At 72.6% G+C, this 16,229-nt stretch carries 11 protein-coding genes; 6 read left to right on the top strand and 5 right to left on the bottom strand.

Annotated elements, in window-relative coordinates:
- Positions 1–3,757: 3,757 nt before the first annotated feature.
- Entirely contained in the window at positions 3,758–4,459 is a 702-nt protein-coding gene (locus LX15_RS23380; protein ID WP_253671787.1) for an IclR family transcriptional regulator, read from the bottom strand.
- A 95-nt stretch (positions 4,460–4,554) separates the two neighbouring features.
- On the opposite strand from LX15_RS23380, the gene leuC reads away from it, so the two are divergent.
- From leuC to LX15_RS23365, 3 genes are all read left to right on the top strand, one after another.
- On the top strand, positions 4,555–5,958 hold the full coding sequence (leuC, locus tag LX15_RS23375; protein WP_253671786.1) for a 3-isopropylmalate dehydratase large subunit: 1,404 nt from the start codon (positions 4,555–4,557) through the stop codon (positions 5,956–5,958).
- A 74-nt stretch (positions 5,959–6,032) separates the two neighbouring features.
- Positions 6,033–6,632 carry a 3-isopropylmalate dehydratase small subunit gene (gene leuD / locus LX15_RS23370; RefSeq protein ID WP_253671785.1) on the top strand — a complete coding sequence of 200 codons (600 nt, stop codon included), beginning with the start codon at positions 6,033–6,035 and terminating at the stop codon, positions 6,630–6,632.
- 293 nt (positions 6,633–6,925) lie between these two features.
- Positions 6,926–7,555 (top strand): HU family DNA-binding protein, encoded by a 630-nt coding sequence (locus LX15_RS23365; protein WP_253671784.1) that lies wholly within the window; start codon positions 6,926–6,928, stop codon positions 7,553–7,555.
- 649 nt (positions 7,556–8,204) lie between these two features.
- Here the strand turns inward: LX15_RS23365 and LX15_RS23360 are convergent.
- The 4 genes from LX15_RS23360 to cofC form a co-directional block, all read right to left on the bottom strand.
- Positions 8,205–9,203 (bottom strand): NUDIX hydrolase, encoded by a 999-nt coding sequence (locus tag LX15_RS23360; RefSeq protein ID WP_253671783.1) that lies wholly within the window; start codon positions 9,201–9,203, stop codon positions 8,205–8,207.
- A gap of 121 nt (positions 9,204–9,324) precedes the next feature.
- Positions 9,325–11,643 carry an RNA degradosome polyphosphate kinase gene (locus tag LX15_RS23355; RefSeq protein WP_308213509.1) on the bottom strand — a complete coding sequence of 773 codons (2,319 nt, stop codon included), beginning with the start codon at positions 11,641–11,643 and terminating at the stop codon, positions 9,325–9,327.
- 187 nt (positions 11,644–11,830) lie between these two features.
- Positions 11,831–12,040 carry a hypothetical protein gene (locus LX15_RS23350; RefSeq protein WP_253671781.1) on the bottom strand — a complete coding sequence of 70 codons (210 nt, stop codon included), beginning with the start codon at positions 12,038–12,040 and terminating at the stop codon, positions 11,831–11,833.
- 238 nt (positions 12,041–12,278) lie between these two features.
- Positions 12,279–12,920: a 2-phospho-L-lactate guanylyltransferase gene (cofC, locus tag LX15_RS23345; RefSeq protein ID WP_372502781.1), complete on the bottom strand. Its 642-nt coding sequence runs from the start codon at positions 12,918–12,920 to the stop codon at positions 12,279–12,281.
- Between the two features lie 127 nt (positions 12,921–13,047).
- Between cofC and LX15_RS23340 the strand changes: the two genes are divergently transcribed.
- The 3 genes from LX15_RS23340 to LX15_RS23330 are packed head-to-tail and all read left to right on the top strand — an operon-like array spanning position 13,048 to position 15,955.
- The gene (locus tag LX15_RS23340; RefSeq protein WP_253671780.1) at positions 13,048–13,767 is read left to right on the top strand and encodes a lysophospholipid acyltransferase family protein; all 720 of its coding nucleotides are present in this window, start codon (positions 13,048–13,050) and stop codon (positions 13,765–13,767) included.
- Complete coding sequence (locus tag LX15_RS23335; RefSeq protein WP_253671779.1) at positions 13,764–14,786, top strand: NAD(P)H-dependent glycerol-3-phosphate dehydrogenase; 1,023 nt, start codon at positions 13,764–13,766, stop codon at positions 14,784–14,786. The genes LX15_RS23340 and LX15_RS23335 overlap by 4 nt, the downstream gene beginning before the upstream one ends.
- A complete protein-coding gene (locus tag LX15_RS23330; protein ID WP_253671778.1) occupies positions 14,783–15,955 on the top strand; it encodes a cystathionine gamma-lyase in 1,173 nt (390 codons plus the stop codon). The genes LX15_RS23335 and LX15_RS23330 overlap by 4 nt, the downstream gene beginning before the upstream one ends.
- Positions 15,956–16,229 lie beyond the last annotated feature (274 nt).

The raw sequence follows: 16,229 nt of genomic DNA, 5'->3' as shown, positions 1-16,229 counted from the left end.
CCGCCGCAGTTCTCGGCTCGCGCCTTGGCCTCGCGCACGAACCCGGAGCTGCGCCCCGGCTGCTCGGCCCGGCCTCCGCATTGGCGCGCCTAGCAGCCACCGGTAGTTGCCGGCTTGCGTACTCACCTTCGGGCCCACAGCCTGGCCACTCACCCCGGCTCTCGCATTGGCCGCCTAGACGGCATCGGCTCCCTGACGATCACCAACACCGGCTACCAAGCCTGGTCGGCCCGGCACCGCCACAGTTCCGCACGCTGGCTCTGCCGCCTTGCGCCTTCGTCTCGCGCACGGACCCGTGCCGCGTCCCGGCTGCCCGGCCTGGCTTTCGCGTTGGCGCGCCCAGCACCCATCCCGGACTCGCAGCTTGACCATTCACTCCGGCTGTCACATCGCTGACGATCGCCGTACGCCGGTCGCCAAGCCGGTCGCCCCGGCGCCGCCACAGTTCCCGACGCCGGCTCTGCCGCCTTGCGCCTTCGTCGCGCGCACGAACCCGCGCCCCGGCTGCTCGGCCCGGCCTCCGCATTCGCGTGCCTAGCAGCCACCGGCAGTTGCCGCTCGCGCACGCACCTCTGGGCCCGCAGCCTGGCCACTCACCCCGGCTCTCATATCGGCCGCCTGAGCGCACCGGCGCCGGACGGCCACCGAATGCCGGCCGCCACACCTGGTCACACCGACGTCATCACCTCGCGTCTTCGTCTCGCGCATAGCGCCGGCCCTGCCGCAGGCCGCCTCGGTTCCGCATGTTGCTTGTCGCAGTTCCCCGTCTCGCGCACGGACCCGTGCCGCGTCCCGGCTGCCCGGCCTGGCTTTCGCGTTGGCGCGCCCAGCACCACCGGCAGTTTCGGCTCGCGTGCCACCCCGGACTCGCAGTTTGACCATTCACCCCGGCGCTCGCATTGGCGCTTGATGGCACTGGCTCCTGACGATCACCTCACGTCGGTCGCCACGCCTGGTCGCGCTGGTGCCCACAGTTCCGCATGCCGGCTCTGCCGCCTTGCGTCTTCGTCTCGCGCATAGCGCCAGCCCTGCCGCAGGCCGCCTCGGTTCCGCATGTTGGCTTGTCGCAGTTCCCCGTCTCGTGCGCGAACCCGAGCTGCGTCCTGGCTGCTCGGCCCGGCCTTCGCATTGGCGTGTCTAGCAGCCACCGGCAGTCGCCGGCTTGCGCACCCACCTCCAGGCCCGCAGCCTGACCACTCACCCCGGTCTCACGTCACCTGGCTGACAGCTCTGGCTTTTGATGATCACCGACGCCGGATGCCAAGCCTGATCAAGCCGGCGCCATTTCAGTTCTCTACGCCGGCTCTGCCACCTTGCGCCCTCACCTCGCTCGCAACCCCAGTGCCGCACCCCATGCCTGGCCTTCACGTTGGCATGGCCCAGCACCTACCCGCCGTTGCCCAGCTTGGACGGTTGCGCCGGTCCCGCGACCCCAGCCGCTTACCCTGACTCTCACATTGGCCGCCTGATGGCACCGGCTTCTGACGGTCACCGCACGTCGGTCGCCAAGCCTGGGTCACCTGGACTCCATCACCTTGCGTCTTCGTCTCGCGCATAGCGCCAGCCCTGCCGCAGGCCGCCTCGGTTCCGCATGTTGGCTTGTCGCAGTTCCCCGCTTCGCGCCTTCGTCTCGCGTGCGAACCGGAGCTGCGCCCCGGCTGCTCGGCTTGGCCTCCGCATTGGTGCCCAGCACCCACCCCGGACTCGCAGTTTGACCATTCACCCCGGCTCTCACAGGGTCGCCTGACGACAGTGGCGTCTGACTGCCGCCCGAATGCCGGTCGCCACGCCTGGTCACGCCGGTGCCCACAGTTCCGCACGCCGGCTTTGCCGCCTTGCGCCTTCGTCTCGCGCAACCTCAGTCCGCCGCATTCCCGCCTCGTGCGCGAACCCGAGCTGCGCCCCTGGCTGCTCGGCTTGGGCTTCGCATTGGCCACCCAAGTACTCAGTCGTAGGTGCCCACGCGCGGCCCACGCCGATCCCGCAGGTCCAACTGCTCGGTCTAGCTGTCGCATTGGTTGCCCAGCAGGAGCCACAGTTGCCCACCTTGGCGGTCACGGGGGTTGTGCGGCTCCCGCTGCTCGGCCGCGTCCTTACCTTGGCTGCCTGGGCTCCAGCGCCGCTTCCCTGCCTGAGTCCTCGCCTCGCGCGTGAGGACAGCCCTGCCGCAGTTCTCCATCTCGCGCTCTGTGTCGCGCGGTAGTCCTGGCCCCGAGTCGACTGCTCGGCCTGGCCTTCAGATTGGCGCACCGAGGACCTACCCGCAGTTGCCCAGGTTGGACACTCACGTTGGCCCAGCCGCCCGAGCTGCTTACCTTGGCTCGCACTTCAGTCGGGTCGACCTCAGCGCGGGTCGCGACCTCGCGCCTCCCTGCCGCAGCCCTAACCGCTTAGCTCGATCCTTGGTCTGGTCATCCCGCCTTCAGCTCAGTTGCGCCGCTCGCACGGCCTGTGCTCGGCATGCCGTCGGCCCCTGGCTACTCGTTCAGATCCTGGGGTGGGTTGCTGTTGTTCGATGGGTAGGCGGCTCGCGCACGTCCGCAGCCGAGCCTCAGCCAGCCAGCCGGCGCACCACGCGCCCTACGAACCTCAGCCCCAACTACTCGATCTCGCCTTCGCGTTGGCCGCCCAGCATCGAGTCGCGGTTGCCCGGCTTGGCGCTCACGCCGGTCCCGCACCTTCATGCTTGACCCTCTCCTCGGCCATCTCGCGACCGAGGCAGTTGCCCCGCTCGCCGCGTCCTCTCCGCCGCAGACCCCCGCTACTTGTCAGGTCTTGGGGTGGGTTGCTTGTTGTTCGTTGAGTAGGCGGCTCGCGCACGTCCGCAGCCAATCCCCAGCCAACCTGCCGGCGCACCACGCGCCCTACGAACCCCGAGCACTCAGCTCGACCCCTGCGCTGGTCATCCAGACCCTGGCAACCTGCCCTCTTCGTGCACCCACATTGGACCCGCAAACCCTCCACTCGGTCTGGCCTTGATCGTGCCGACCGACTCCAGGGCAGTTTCCCGTCCCGCCTTGCGACGCACCCCCAGACACTCGGTCTGGACTTCGCCTGGGCCGCCCAAGCCGCCTGTCGCAGTTGCCGGCTTGGGCACGCATGCCGCTCCCGCGACCCAGCTACGCCATCCAGTGCGCTCGATGGTCAGTCAGCAGCCTGGCCCTCGCCTTGCCACCCTGAGTTCAGCGCAGATCCTGACGTTGCGCCTCGCGTCGCTGTGGCTCCGGCTGCTCAACCTGACCTTTGGTGCATTGACCCCCAGCGCTTGGCGGGGTTCCCTGCTTGCGCACCTGCCTCGCGTCGCGCACCGCAGCCACTCGGTCTGGATCTTGCTTTGGTTGCGGTCAGCTTCCCAGCGCCGTACACGCCTCCGTGTCGGGGAAGATCCTTTCAGGACTGTGGCAGCCGGCGTGGTGAGGAGCCGCCTTTGCCGTGCGCCGCAAGCACCTTCCGGCAAGGGAGGGTTCCACTTGCTGGCGCATGCACTTCGTTGGGTGCGCGTGCAGCGGTCGAGCGTTGAGGAACACACCGGACAGAGCAACGCCGTGACGGCCAAGTGTCCGCTGTCGCGGGTCCACTTCGCCCAACAGACGTCGATCCCGCCCCGGGCCCCGTCTTGTCTCTGTCCTCTGTGAGCACTCGCGGCGCGTTCGGCGCTGGAACGGGGAAACCCCGGGCGCGCAGGGTGAGCGCGGCCCGGGGTTTCGGGAGAACGGTGTTCCTTTTGGGGCACCAGGGGTTCAGGGGGTTGTTGGGATCAGAGGCGGGACTGGAGGGCCTCCGCCGCGGCGAGGAGGTCGGCGGCCCAGCGCGCGCCGGGACGGCGTCCCATCCGGTCGATGGGCCCGGAGACCGAGACCGCGCCGATCACGGCGCCCGAGCTGTCGCGCACCGGGGCGGAGACGCTGGCCACGCCCGGTTCCCGTTCGGCCACGCTCTGGGCCCAGCCCCGGCGGCGGACCTCCAGGAGGGTCCGCTCCCCGAACACGGCCTCGGTGAGGACCGCGCGCTGCGTCCCCGGGTCCGCCCACGCCGCCAGCACCTTGGCGCCGGAACCCGCCGTCATCGGCAGTCGCGCTCCGATCGGGACCGTGTCCCGCAGGCCGCTCGGCGGCTCCGCCGTCGCCACGCAGACGCGCTGCATGCCGTCCCTGCGGTAGAGCTGCACGCTCTCGCCCGTGATGTCGCGCAGGCGTGGCAACACGGCGGACGCCGCGTCCAACAGCGGGTCCGTCGCCCCGCCGGCCAGTTCGGCCAGCGCCGCGCCGGGGCGCCACCGACCGTCGGGGCCGCGCCGGAGCAGCCGGTGCACCTCCAGACCGACGGCGAGCCGGTGCGCGGTCGCCCTCGGCAGGCCGGTGCGGTTGCACAGCTCCGCCAGCCCACACGGATCCTTCGCCACTGCCTGCAGGACGGCCACCGCCTTGTCCAGCACGCCGATACCGCTATGCTGTCCCACAACCCGATACTAACTTCCCGACATGTGGGAAGTCTAGCTCGATCGGGTCACTTCGACCGAAGCAACCTCGAACGACACCTCGACGGGGAGGAGCGATGGGTCGCACCCTCGCGGAGAAAGTCTGGGACGCGCACGTGGTGCGCCGTGGTGATGGCGACGAGCCCGACCTGCTCTACATCGACCTCCACCTCGTGCACGAGGTGACGAGCCCGCAGGCGTTCGACGGGCTGCGCATGGCCGGCCGACGGGTGCGCCGCCCGGACCTGACGATCGCGACCGAGGACCACAACGTCCCCACGGTCGGCATCGACCTCCCCATCGCGGACCCGGTGTCGCGGACCCAGGTGGAGACGTTGCGGCGCAACTGCGCCGAGTTCGGCGTGCGGCTGCACCCCATGGGCGACGCGGAGCAGGGCATCGTCCACGTGGTGGGCCCGCAGCTCGGCCTGACGCAGCCGGGGATGACGGTCGTCTGCGGCGACAGCCACACCTCGACGCACGGGGCCTTCGGCGCGCTGGCCTTCGGCATCGGGACCTCGGAGGTCGAGCACGTGCTCGCCACCCAGACGCTCCCGCTGCGGCCGTTCCGCACGATGGCGATCACAGTGGACGGTCGGCTGCGGCAGGGCGTGACCGCGAAGGACATCATCCTCGCGGTCATCGCGAAGATCGGCACCGGCGGCGGGCAGGGGTACGTGCTGGAGTACCGGGGCAGCGCCATCGAGGCGCTCTCCATGGAAGCCAGGATGACCGTCTGCAACATGTCCATCGAGGCGGGCGCGCGGGCCGGGATGATCGCCCCGGACGAGACGACGTTCGAGTACCTCAGGGGACGCCCGCACGCCCCGAAGGGCGCGGAGTGGGATGCCGCCGTCGAGTACTGGCGGACGTTGCGCACGGACGAGGACGCCGTGTTCGACCGCGAGGTGCGGATCGACGCCGACGAGCTCACGCCGTTCGTCACCTGGGGCACCAACCCCGGCCAGGGGCTGCCGTTGTCCGAGCGGGTGCCCGACCCGTCGACCATCGCCGACGAGGTCGAGCGGACCGCCGCGGAGAAGGCGCTCGCCTACATGGGCCTCGCGCCCGGCACGCCGCTGCGGGAGATCGGTGTGGACACCGTGTTCCTCGGCTCGTGCACCAACGGCCGGATCGAGGACCTGCGGGCCGCGGCCGCCGTGCTGCGGGGCCGCCGGGTGGCCGAGGGCGTGCGGATGCTCGTGGTCCCCGGCTCGATGCGGGTGCGGGCGCAGGCCGAGAGCGAGGGACTGCACGAGGTGTTCCTGGCGGCCGGCGCGGAGTGGCGCGCCGCCGGCTGCTCCATGTGCCTCGGCATGAACCCGGACCAGCTCCGGCCCGGCGAGCGCAGCGCGTCCACCTCCAACCGCAACTTCGAGGGCCGGCAGGGCAAGGGTGGCCGGACCCACCTGGTGTCGCCACTCGTGGCCGCGGCGACCGCGGTGCGCGGCACGCTCTCCTCGCCCGACGACCTCGACTGACGACCCGGCGCCGGCCGGCGGCCGCCCGTCGCGGGCGCCGGCCGACCCCCTCTCCCCGCAGGAGGCTTGCAGCAATGGAACCGTTCACCACCCACACCGGCGTCGGCGTCCCCCTGCGCCGGTCCAACGTGGACACCGACCAGATCATCCCGGCCGTCTATCTGAAGCGGGTCAGCCGGACCGGGTTCGCCGACGGCCTGTTCGCCGCGTGGCGGGCCGACGAGGACTTCGTGCTCAACGCCGAGCCCTACCGCTCGGGCAGCGTGCTCGTCGCCGGCCCGGACTTCGGCACCGGCTCGTCCAGGGAGCACGCCGTGTGGGCGCTGGCCGACTACGGCTTCCGGGTGGTCGTCTCCTCGCGCTTCGCCGACATCTTCCGGGGCAACGCCGGCAAGCAGGGCCTGCTGGCCGCCCAGTGCGAGCAGTCCGATGTGGAACGGCTCTGGAAGGTCCTGGAGGCGGAGCCCGGCGCCGAGGTGACCGTCGACCTCCGCGAGAAGACCGTGAGGGCCAAGGAGTTCGTCGCGCCCTTCGCTATCGACGACTACACCCGCTGGCGGCTGTTGGAGGGACTCGACGACATCGCGCTGACGCTGCGGCACGCGGAGGAGGTCGACGCGTTCGAGCGCCGCCGTCCGTCCTGGTTGCCCTCGACACAGCCGGTGGCCGGCTGAGCCGCCGGAACCGGCTGCGCACGGTGTCGAAGGCGTCGCGGACCGCCGCGATTCCCCGTCGCGACAGGGCTTTGCGGCCGTCCGCAACGCCGTAACCAGCGCCTTTCGTCACCGTCCCCCTCGCCTCCGAGGCCGCCGCGCGGCGGCGCGGCCGTCCCTCGGAGGAGCGGAACCACCAGCGCCCCAACGGGATTCCGGGCGTGGCGATTGGAAATCCGCAGCTCTTCGGCTTACCGTGACCAAAGTCGGTCCGACGGGGCCGTTGAGTGTGTTTTCCCTCGGGAGGGACTGAAGTGAACAAGGCCCAGCTCATCGAGGCGCTCGCGGAGCGTCTCGACGGCGACAAGAAGACCGCGGCCTCGGCGGTTGACGGCCTGGTCGACATCATCGTGCGCACCGTGCACAAGGGCGACAAGGTGAACGTCACCGGCTTCGGCGTCTTCGAGAAGCGCGCCCGTGCCGCCCGCACCGCGCGCAACCCGCGCACGGGCGAGGCCGTGAAGGTGAAGAAGACCAACGTTCCGGCCTTCCGTGCCGGCACCACCTTCAAGGAGGTCATCGGCGGCACCCGCAAGCTGCCGCGCCTGGCCGCCCCGAAGAAGGCGGCCCCGGCGAAGGCGGGCGCCACCGCGACGAAGGCGGCTCCGGCCAAGGCCGCCACCGCCACCGCCAAGGCCGCGCCGAAGAGGGCCGCCGCCACCAAGGCGACCGCCGCGAAGGCGACGACCCGCACGACGGCCAAGGCCACCACCGCGGCCGCCGGCACGACCAAGGCCGCGCCGAAGCGAGCGACCGCGGCGAAGACCACCGCCGCGAAGTCCACGACCGCGAAGGCGGCGCCGAAGCGCGCCACCACGACCAAGGCGTCCACCGGCACCGCCAAGGCGGCGCCGAAGCGCGCCACCCGCACCAAGAAGAGCTGACTGGGCTCAGTCGAGCCCATCGCCCCCGCGGCGCGGCCGTTCGGGGCCCGGCCACCGGCGTGGCCGGGCCCCGGCTCTTTCTCCGCAGGAGAAGCCGGGGCCGTGGCGGGGTCTCCCCGCGACGGCAGCGGCCGTGCGTCCGTCCTGTCGGGAAAGGCTCCAGAAGGCTCTGTCGCCGCTCTGTCCGCAGGGTCGGTCGCCTTCAGGCCGGCCCGGCGTCTTCAGCGCTCCAGCGCGCGTTCAGGGCCGTCGCGGCGGGTCTCCCGCGAGCGCGGCGCGGTGGCTTCCCGTGCGGGCTTCCCGCTGACGGAGTTCGTCACGACGCGCTCGTGCTTGCTCCCGCACCTTCTTTCCGCGCACCCGCCCGCGCCGGCACAGCTCGGCGGAATTCCGTTTCAAACATCCCGATCGGGTCCCGCTGCCCTCGGATCGGGTGGCTTCCCCACCGCACTCGGCAGGGAAGAGAACGACGGCGATGCGGCAATCGTGGTGAACGAGTGGCGGAGTACCGCCGAAGCGGTCGCTTCTCATTCGTCCCGCCGTCCCGCCCGACTTGTCGTCGTGCGGTGGGGCGCCTTCGACATCACGGGACGAAGAACATCTCGCGCGACATTCGCGCGGACGCGAGTTCGGCGCGCCGGGCGCGAGATCAGGAATCGGGGAACGGCTGGGAGAAGTAGTCGGCCGCGAGAAGACGCGGCGCGCCCTCCCCGCGCGGTGTGAAGGACAGCACCCACAGGCTGCCCTTCCTGCTCGGCACCGCGCCGTCCTCGTCGAGCGACGGGGACAGGTCGACGCCGCCCGCGGCGGCCAGCCGCCCGACGAGGTCCGGGATCACCCCGCCCTGGCTGGAGACGACCGGGACCCCGTCCTCCGACACGAGCGCGAGGAGCCGGGCGAGCCCGGCGTCCGGGTCGGGCCAGTAGCCCTCCTCGGACAGCAAAGGTTCGGGGTGGACGGGCACGCCGAGGTCCTCGGCCAGCCCCGCCACCGTCTGCGCGCAGCGCACGCGGGGCGCCGCGTGCACGCGCGCCGGCCCGAAGAGGGGCAACAGGACCCGGAGGGCCTCGGCCTGGCGCCGTCCGCCCTTCGTCAGCGGCCGGAGGTCGTCGTCCCCCATCCACTCCGAGCGCCGGCCAGCCTTGGCGTGCCGGACCAGCAGAAGCGTCCTGGTGCGGGCGGGAAGCGCGGTGAACACGCCGAGCACCCGCCGGTCGGCCGCGCGCGTCAGCAGGCGTTCGGCCTTCTCCGGCTGGAGCCACCGCACCTCGTCGACCTCGCCGGTCTCCTGGAAGCCGTCGGGGGAGGCGCCGACGGCCCGCGCGGCGAAGTAGTCCACCCGCTTGCGCTCCTCGCGGCCGTCCGCTGTGGACACCGGGTAGTGCACCGCGCCCAACCGGCGGCCCAGCACCGCGCGGCACCCGGTCTCCTCGGCCACCTCGCGCACGGCCGCGGCGGGGACGGTCTCGCCCTCGTCCAGCTTGCCCTTGGGCAGCGACCAGTCGTCGTAACGGGGGCGGTGCACCACGGCCACCTCGACGGCCTCCCCGTCACCGGCGCAGCCGTCGGAGCCGTCGGCGGCGTCGCGCCACAACACGGCGCCCGCCGCCCGCACGCTCGCGCGGTCGGTCCGCTCGGTCGCTGTCATGCCCTCGCCCCGCCTCCGCTCGTCTCGTCGTCCCGCGCCGTCCCGCGCGTTCCTTCCGGCACGGGCACGCGCGGCGCCCGGCGGTGGCCGTGGCCCCGCCGCTGGCGCTCCCTGGTCGGCCTCACACCTTCGCGCCGTGCAGCCGGGCGAGTTCGGTCTGGTGGTCGCGCACCTGCTGGCCCTCCTCCGGGGAGGGGCGCCAGGCCCCGGTCGGCTCCAGGACCCAGCACCGGGTCACCCGGTCCATCGCGGAGTCGAAGATCGTGTCCAGCTCGTGCGTGAGCTTCGGGTCGGTCACCCGCACCAGCACCTCGACCCGGCGGTCGAGGTTGCGGTGCATCATGTCGGCGCTGCCGATCCAGTGCTCGTCCGAGCCGCGGAAGTGGAAGACCCGGGAGTGCTCCAGGAACCGGCCGAGGATGGAGCGGACGCGGATGTTCTCGCTCAGGCCGGGAACACCCGGCTTCAACGCGCAGATCCCCCTGACCACGACGTCCACCGGGACGCCGGCCTGGGACGCCCGGTACAGCGCGTCGATGACCTGCTCGTCCACCAACGCGTTGGCCTTCAGCCGCACGCCGCAGGGGCGGCCGGCCGCGGCGTGCTCCATCTCGCGCTCGATCCGCTGGACGATCCCGCGCCGCACGCCGTGCGGCGCCACCAGCAGGCTGCGGTAGGTGTTCTGCCGCGCGTAGCCGGTGAGGACGTTGAACAGGTCGGTCAGGTCCGCTCCGATGGACGGCTCGGCCGTCAGCAGCCCGAGGTCCTCGTACGTCCTGGCGGTCTTGGGGTTGTAGTTGCCCGTGCCGATGTGGCAGTAGCGGCGGATCGTCGACCCCTCCTGCCGCACCACCAACGCCGTCTTGCAGTGCGTCTTCAGCCCGACGAGGCCGTAGACGACGTGGACGCCCGCCTTCTCCAGCGCGCGGGCCCACTTGATGTTCGCCTGCTCGTCGAACCGCGCCTTCAGCTCCACCAGCGCCACGACCTGCTTGCCGGCCTCCGCCGCGTCGACGAGGGCCTCGACGATGGGGGAGTCGCCGGAGGTCCGGTACAGCGTCTGCTTGATGGCCAGCACGTTCGGGTCCGCCGCGGCCTGCTCGATGAACCGCTGCACGCTCGTGGAGAACGAGTCGTACGGGTGGTGCACCAGCACGTCGCCCTCGCGCAGCGTCGCGAACACGCTCTTCGGCGTCTCACCCTCGCCGAAGGCGCGGTGGGTGGCCGGGACGAAAGGGGCGTCCTTGAGCGGAGGCCGGTCCAGCGAGTGGAGCTGCCACAGGCAGGACAGGTCGAGCAGGCCGGGCACCTCGACCACGTCGTGCGGATCCACGTCCAGCTCGCGCAGCAACAGCTCCAGCACGTGCTGGCTCATGGTGTCGGCCACCTCCAGCCGCACCGGCGGGCCGAAGCGGCGGCGGGCAAGCTCGCGCTCCAACGCCTGCAACAGGTCCTCGTCGCGGTCCTCCTCGACCTCGACCTCGGCGTTGCGGGTGACCCGGAAGATGTGGTGCTCCACCACCTCCATGCCGGAGAAGAGCTTGCCGAGGTGGGCCGCGATCAGCTCCTCCAGCGGCAGGAACGTGGCGAGGTCGGACTCCCGGTCGGTCTCCACCCGCACCAGGCGCGGCACGTTGTCCGGCACCTTGATCCTGGCGAACCGCTCGGTGCCGCCCTCGGGGTCGCGCACGGTCACGGCCAGGTTCAGCGACAGCCCGGAGATGTAGGGGAACGGGTGCGCCGGGTCGACCGCGAGCGGCGTCAGCACCGGGAAGATGTGCTCGGTGAAGTAGTCGGTCAGCCGCAGCTTGTCGGGATCGTCGAGGTCGTCCCACGCGACGATGCGGATGTCGTGCTTCTCCAGCTCGGGCAGCACGCTGCCCAGGAACACCTTGGCGTGCTGCTCGACGAGGTCCTGGGTGCGGGTGGCGATGCGGGCGAGCTGCTCGCGCGGGGACAGGCCGTCGGCGCTGCGCACCGACAGCCCGGTCTCGTCACGGCGCTTCAGGCCGGCGACCCTGACCATGTAGAACTCGTCCAGGTTGGACGCGAAGATCGCGAGGAACTTGGCCCGCTCCAGCAGCGGCTGCGAGGGGTCCTCGGCCAGCGAGAGCACGCGGGCGTTGAAGTCCAGCCAGGAGGTCTCGCGGTTGAGGTAGCGGTCCTCCGGCAGGTCGGTCGCCTGGAGGGGCCGGGTGACCGCCGGCGGCACGGCCGGGACGGTGGGGGCGGCGGCCAGCGGCGTGTTGTCCGTCTGGCGCCGAGTCGCGGTGGTGGCCCGGCCGCCGTCCCGCCGGGTGGAGGCGCGGGGCGTGCGCCGCCGCGTCGTGGTCCGGCGTCCGTCGCCCGCCGCCGAGCGGGAGGAGGCGGAGGCCGAAGAGGACGCTGTGGACGCTGCGGGCGCTGCGGGCGCAGTGGACGCCGCGGATACAGACGGCACGGACCGAGCGGCTGGGAGCGACGTCTTCGACGTCTTCGACGTCGCCGCCCTCTCCGCCGCCGTCGACGAGCCCGGTGCCGATGCCGTCACCTGTTCGTCGGATCGATCCGTCACCCGGTCTTCGGGATTGCCGCTGCTCACAGCTCCGATTCTCCTCCATCACACACACGCGAGTGCGACACGGACGTTACGCGCGGGTGACTGGGGGAAGCACTGCGCTGATCGTGCCCTCCCGGCGACGCAGCGTCACCCGCTGCCCCTGGCGCGGCGCGCGCCACCCGCCCGCCGCGACCGCCGAGGCCGACGCGTCGACCAGCACGCCGTCGTCGCGAAGCAGCACCACCGAGCCGTCCGGGTGGACGGTGTGCACAGTGGCCTGTTCCAGGTGCGGGTTCACACCTCCGATCGTAAGCCGCCGCATGTCGCCGTCGGCCGCCGCCGAGCTGGTCCGAACGCCGTCCGCCGGCCCGGCTACGACCCCACTGGCCGGATTCCCCGCGCTGGTCGGAGTGATGCGCCCGCTGTGACGAGACGCACGCGGACCGTGCTCCCGCGATGCGGTCGGCTGGGCCGGAACTGTCGACGCCGCGCGCCCCGCGCGGTAGAGGAAACCAGCCGCGGGCGCACGGGTTCTCCTAACTCGCGGCGACCAGACGGGCCCTGGTGTGCGGGCCCAGGCCGAGCCGGGCGGCCAGGCGGAGGTCCGCCTCCGTGTCGACGTCGCACCGCAGGGACGGCCACGGCCCGTCGAGGGCGACCGCTCCCGACTCCGCGTGCGCCAGGGCCGACCCCGGCCCGAACCGCGGGTCCCAGCGCCGGCCGCGCCCGGCCACGAGCAGGGTCGTCCCGGTCCCCTGCCGGTCAGGGCAGAACGCGTGCCCGGCCTCGACGGCGGCGGCGAGGGCGGCGTCGAGTTCGGACGCCCGCAGGGCCGGCAGGTCCGACTGGAGCGCGGCCACGGTGGCCGAGGGGTCCGAGGAGCGCAGCACCTCGGCCCCGTGCCGCAGCGCCGGGTTCAGCCCGTCGTCGGGCAGGTCCCTGACGACCTCGACGCCCTCGCCCCGCACCATCTCGGCGACCAGCGGGTCGGCGGTCACCACGGCGAGGCGGCGCACCAGCGCGGCCGACCGCGCCGCGGCCACCGTGTCCATCGCCAGCGCCAGGGCCAGCGCCGCGTGGGCCCCCCGGTCCTCCCGCGCCCCCACCGCGCCCCGCAACCGGGACTTCGCGGCGCCCAACCGCTTGATCGGGACGAGCATGTCCACCACCGCACGCACGGTCCCATCCTCCGGCACGCGCGCGCCCCGCCGGCCACCCGGCTGGACTCGACGCACACCAGCGGGGAAGACTCACCGGGGTCCGCCGGCGCGGGCCCGGCAGGTGAGAGAGGAACGAGGAGGACGGGTGGCGAAGGAGAAGGGTGGCTTCTGGGTGGGAGTGGCCGCCGCGCTGTTCCACCCCGGCACGAGGCTGCTGGCCCGCCGTCGGTTCGAGGGCCTGGAGAAGGTCCCCGCCGAGGGGCCGGCGTTGCTGGTGTGCAACCACATCTCCTACCTCGACCCGCCCTACACCGCGGTGTTCGTGCACAAGCGCGGGCGCGTGCCGCGCTTCCTGGCCAAGGACAGCCTCTGGAAGATCCCGGTGCTGCGGACCATCCTCGTGGCCACCGGCCAGATCCCGGTCCGGCGCGGCAGCGTCGACGCCCAGCAGAGCCTGGCCGCCGCGCACGACGCGTTGTCCGCCGGCCGCGTCGTGGCGATCTACGCCGAGGGCACCATCACCAGGGACCCCGACTTCTGGCCGATGCGGTCCCGCACCGGGGTCGCGCGCCTCGCGCTGGAGCACGACGTGCCGGTCATCCCCGTCGTCCACTGGGGAACGCACCAGGTCTACGACCACTACCGCAAGCGGCTCCGGCTGTGGCCGCGCAGGACGGTCGTCGTCCGCGCCGGCGAACCCGTCGACCTCTCCGAGTACCGGGGCCGGCCGGTGACGAACGCGTTGCTGCGCGAGGTCACGGACCTGCTGATGACGAAGGTCCGGCTCCAGCTCGCCGAGGTGCGGGGGGAGGAGCCACCCGCCGAGTTCCACTCCGGTCGCGCCGCGAGCGGGGAGGCCCGGTGAGCGCGGCGCGTCCGGTCGAACGGGTGGCGGTGCTCGGCGCGGGGTCGTGGGGGACCGCCTTCGCCAAGGTCCTCGCCGACGCCGGGCGGGACGTCGTGCTGTGGGCGCGGCGGCCGGAGGTCGCCGAGGCGGTCGGGGAGCGCGGGGAGAACCCCGAGTACCTGCCCGGGGTCCGGCTCCCCGACGCGTTGCGCGCCACGGCCGACCCCGTGGCCGCGCTGGAGGGGGCCGACGCCGTCGTGCTCGCGGTGCCGAGCCAGACGCTGCGCGCCAACCTCGCGGCGTGGCGGGACGCCCTGCCCGCCGACGCCACGTTGGTCAGCCTGGCCAAGGGCGTCGAACTCGGCACGCTCGCCCGCATGAGCGAGGTGATCCGCGAGGTGGCCGGCGTGACCGAGGACCGCGTCGCGGTGGTCAGCGGGCCGAACCTGGCCAGGGAGATCGCCGAGGAGCAGCCCACCGCGACGGTGATCGCGTGCGTCGACCACGACCGCGCCGTGGCGTTGCAGCACGCGTGCTCGACCGGGTACTTCCGGCCCTACACCAACACCGACGTGGTCGGGTGCGAGGTCGGCGGGGCGTGCAAGAACGTCATCGCGCTCGCCTGTGGGCTCGCCGGCGGCCTCGGCTACGGCGACAACACCATGGCGACGCTGATCACCAGGGGACTCGCCGAGACCTCCCGGCTGGGGGTCGCGCTCGGCGCGGACCCGCAGACCTTCGCCGGCCTGGCCGGCCTCGGCGACCTCGTGGCCACGTGCGCCTCTCCGTTGTCCCGCAACCGCACCTTCGGCGAGCGGCTGGGCAGGGGCGAGACCCTGGAGCAGGCGCAGGAACACGCGCACGGCCAGGTCGCCGAGGGCGTGAAGTCCTGTTCCTCCATCCGGCAGCTCGCCGCGCGGCACGGGGTGGAGATGCCGATCGCCGACGCCGTGCACCGGGTGTGCCACGAGGGCCTCAGCCCGCGCGTCATGGCGGCTGATCTCCTGGGGCGGCAACGGAAGGCGGAGTTCGCATGACCAGACAGGACCAACGGGGCGACGCGTCGGCGGGGCGGCGACTCGCCGAGGTGGACCCGGGGTGGGGCGACGGAACCCGGTGCGTGCACGCCGGCCATCCCGTCGCCGTTCCCGGCGAACCCGTTGTGGCGGGGCCGGTTCTGTCCACCCAGTACCACCTCGCGCCGCCGGCCGAGGCCGGGGAGGCCGACATCTACGGCCGTTCCGGCAATCCGACCTGGCGCGCGCTGGAACAGGCGATCGGGGAGCTGGACGGCGGACGGTGCGTGGTCTTCCCCTCCGGCATGGCCGCGATCGCCACGCTGCTGAGGGCACTCCTGCGCCCCGGCGACGTTCTCGTGCTGCCGTCCGACGGCTACTTCGGGGTCCGGGAATGGGTGCGCGCCGAACTGAGCTGGGTGTCGGTGCGGGAGGTCCCCACGGCGGGACCGTGGTCCGACGACGTCTTCGACGACGCCGTGCTCGTGCTGTTGGAAACCCCGTCCAACCCCGGGCTCGACGTCTGTGACATCCGGGAGCTGTCGCGGCGCGCGAACACGGCCGGCGCGATGGTCGCCGTCGACAACACCACCGCGACCCCGTTGGGTCAGCGGCCGCTGGAACTCGGCGCGGACATCGTGGTCGCCAGTGACACCAAGGCGTTGACCGGGCACAGCGATCTCGTGTTGGGACACGTCACCGTCCGCGACGCTGACCTCGCCGACGCGCTGCGCCGCGCGAGGACGCTGGGCGGCGCGATCCCTGGGCCGTTCGAGACCTGGCTGGCCCTGCGCAGTCTGGGAACCCTCGACCTGCGGCTGGGTCGTCAGGCGGAGAACGCCCGCGCCGTCGCGGAACTCCTGCGCGACCACCCCGCCGTGCGCGGATTCCGTTGGCCCGGCTGGGAGGGCGACCCGGCGCACGCCGCCGCGGCACGGCAGATGCGGCGGTTCGGCGGGGTTCTCGGCTTCGAGCTGCCCGACGCGGACGCGGTGCGGCGGTTCCTGGAGCGCTGCCGACTCGTCGGCTCGGCCACCTCCTTCGGCGGCCTGCACACGACCGCGGACCGGCGCGCCCGGTGGGGCGACCCGGTGCCGGAGGGGTTCCTGCGGCTGTCGGTGGGCTGCGAGGACACCGACGACCTCGTCGCCGACCTCCGGGCCGCGCTCGACGGCATCCGCTGGCCGTGACCGGGGCCGGGGTGGGGCGGCGCCCACCCGACGCCTCACCCCGGCTCCTCACCCCCTCGGGTGTTCCAGCAGGTGGACCAGCTTGACCCCGGCGGTGGCCGCCTGGTTCCCTCGTGGGCGTGTTGACGCGCGCCATGGAACTCCGGAGGGGTCACATCGACCTCCGCCGCGTGGCCAGCGCGCTCTGTCCGACCCGGTGATGCCCGTCCGTCCCCTCCCGTCGACGGACCGAGCCGGGTCGTGACCTCCTCGCCCTGAGGAACGGCGCGCCGCG

The sequence above is a fragment of the Streptoalloteichus tenebrarius genome (assembly GCF_024171885.1).
GTDB classification, from domain to species: Bacteria; Actinomycetota; Actinomycetes; order Mycobacteriales; family Pseudonocardiaceae; genus Streptoalloteichus; species Streptoalloteichus tenebrarius.
This window is presented reverse-complemented; position numbering and strand designations above follow the sequence as displayed.

What these genes read in the sequence shown, in the direction of transcription:
- LX15_RS23330 (WP_253671778.1), top strand. Translation starts at nt 14,783, where the DNA reads ATGACCAGACAGGACCAACGGGGCGACGCGTCGGCGGGGCGGCGACTC.
- leuC (WP_253671786.1), top strand. Translation starts at nt 4,555, where the DNA reads ATGGGTCGCACCCTCGCGGAGAAAGTCTGGGACGCGCACGTGGTGCGC.
- leuD (WP_253671785.1), top strand. Translation starts at nt 6,033, where the DNA reads ATGGAACCGTTCACCACCCACACCGGCGTCGGCGTCCCCCTGCGCCGG.
- LX15_RS23360 (WP_253671783.1), bottom strand. Translation starts at nt 9,203, where the DNA reads ATGACAGCGACCGAGCGGACCGACCGCGCGAGCGTGCGGGCGGCGGGC.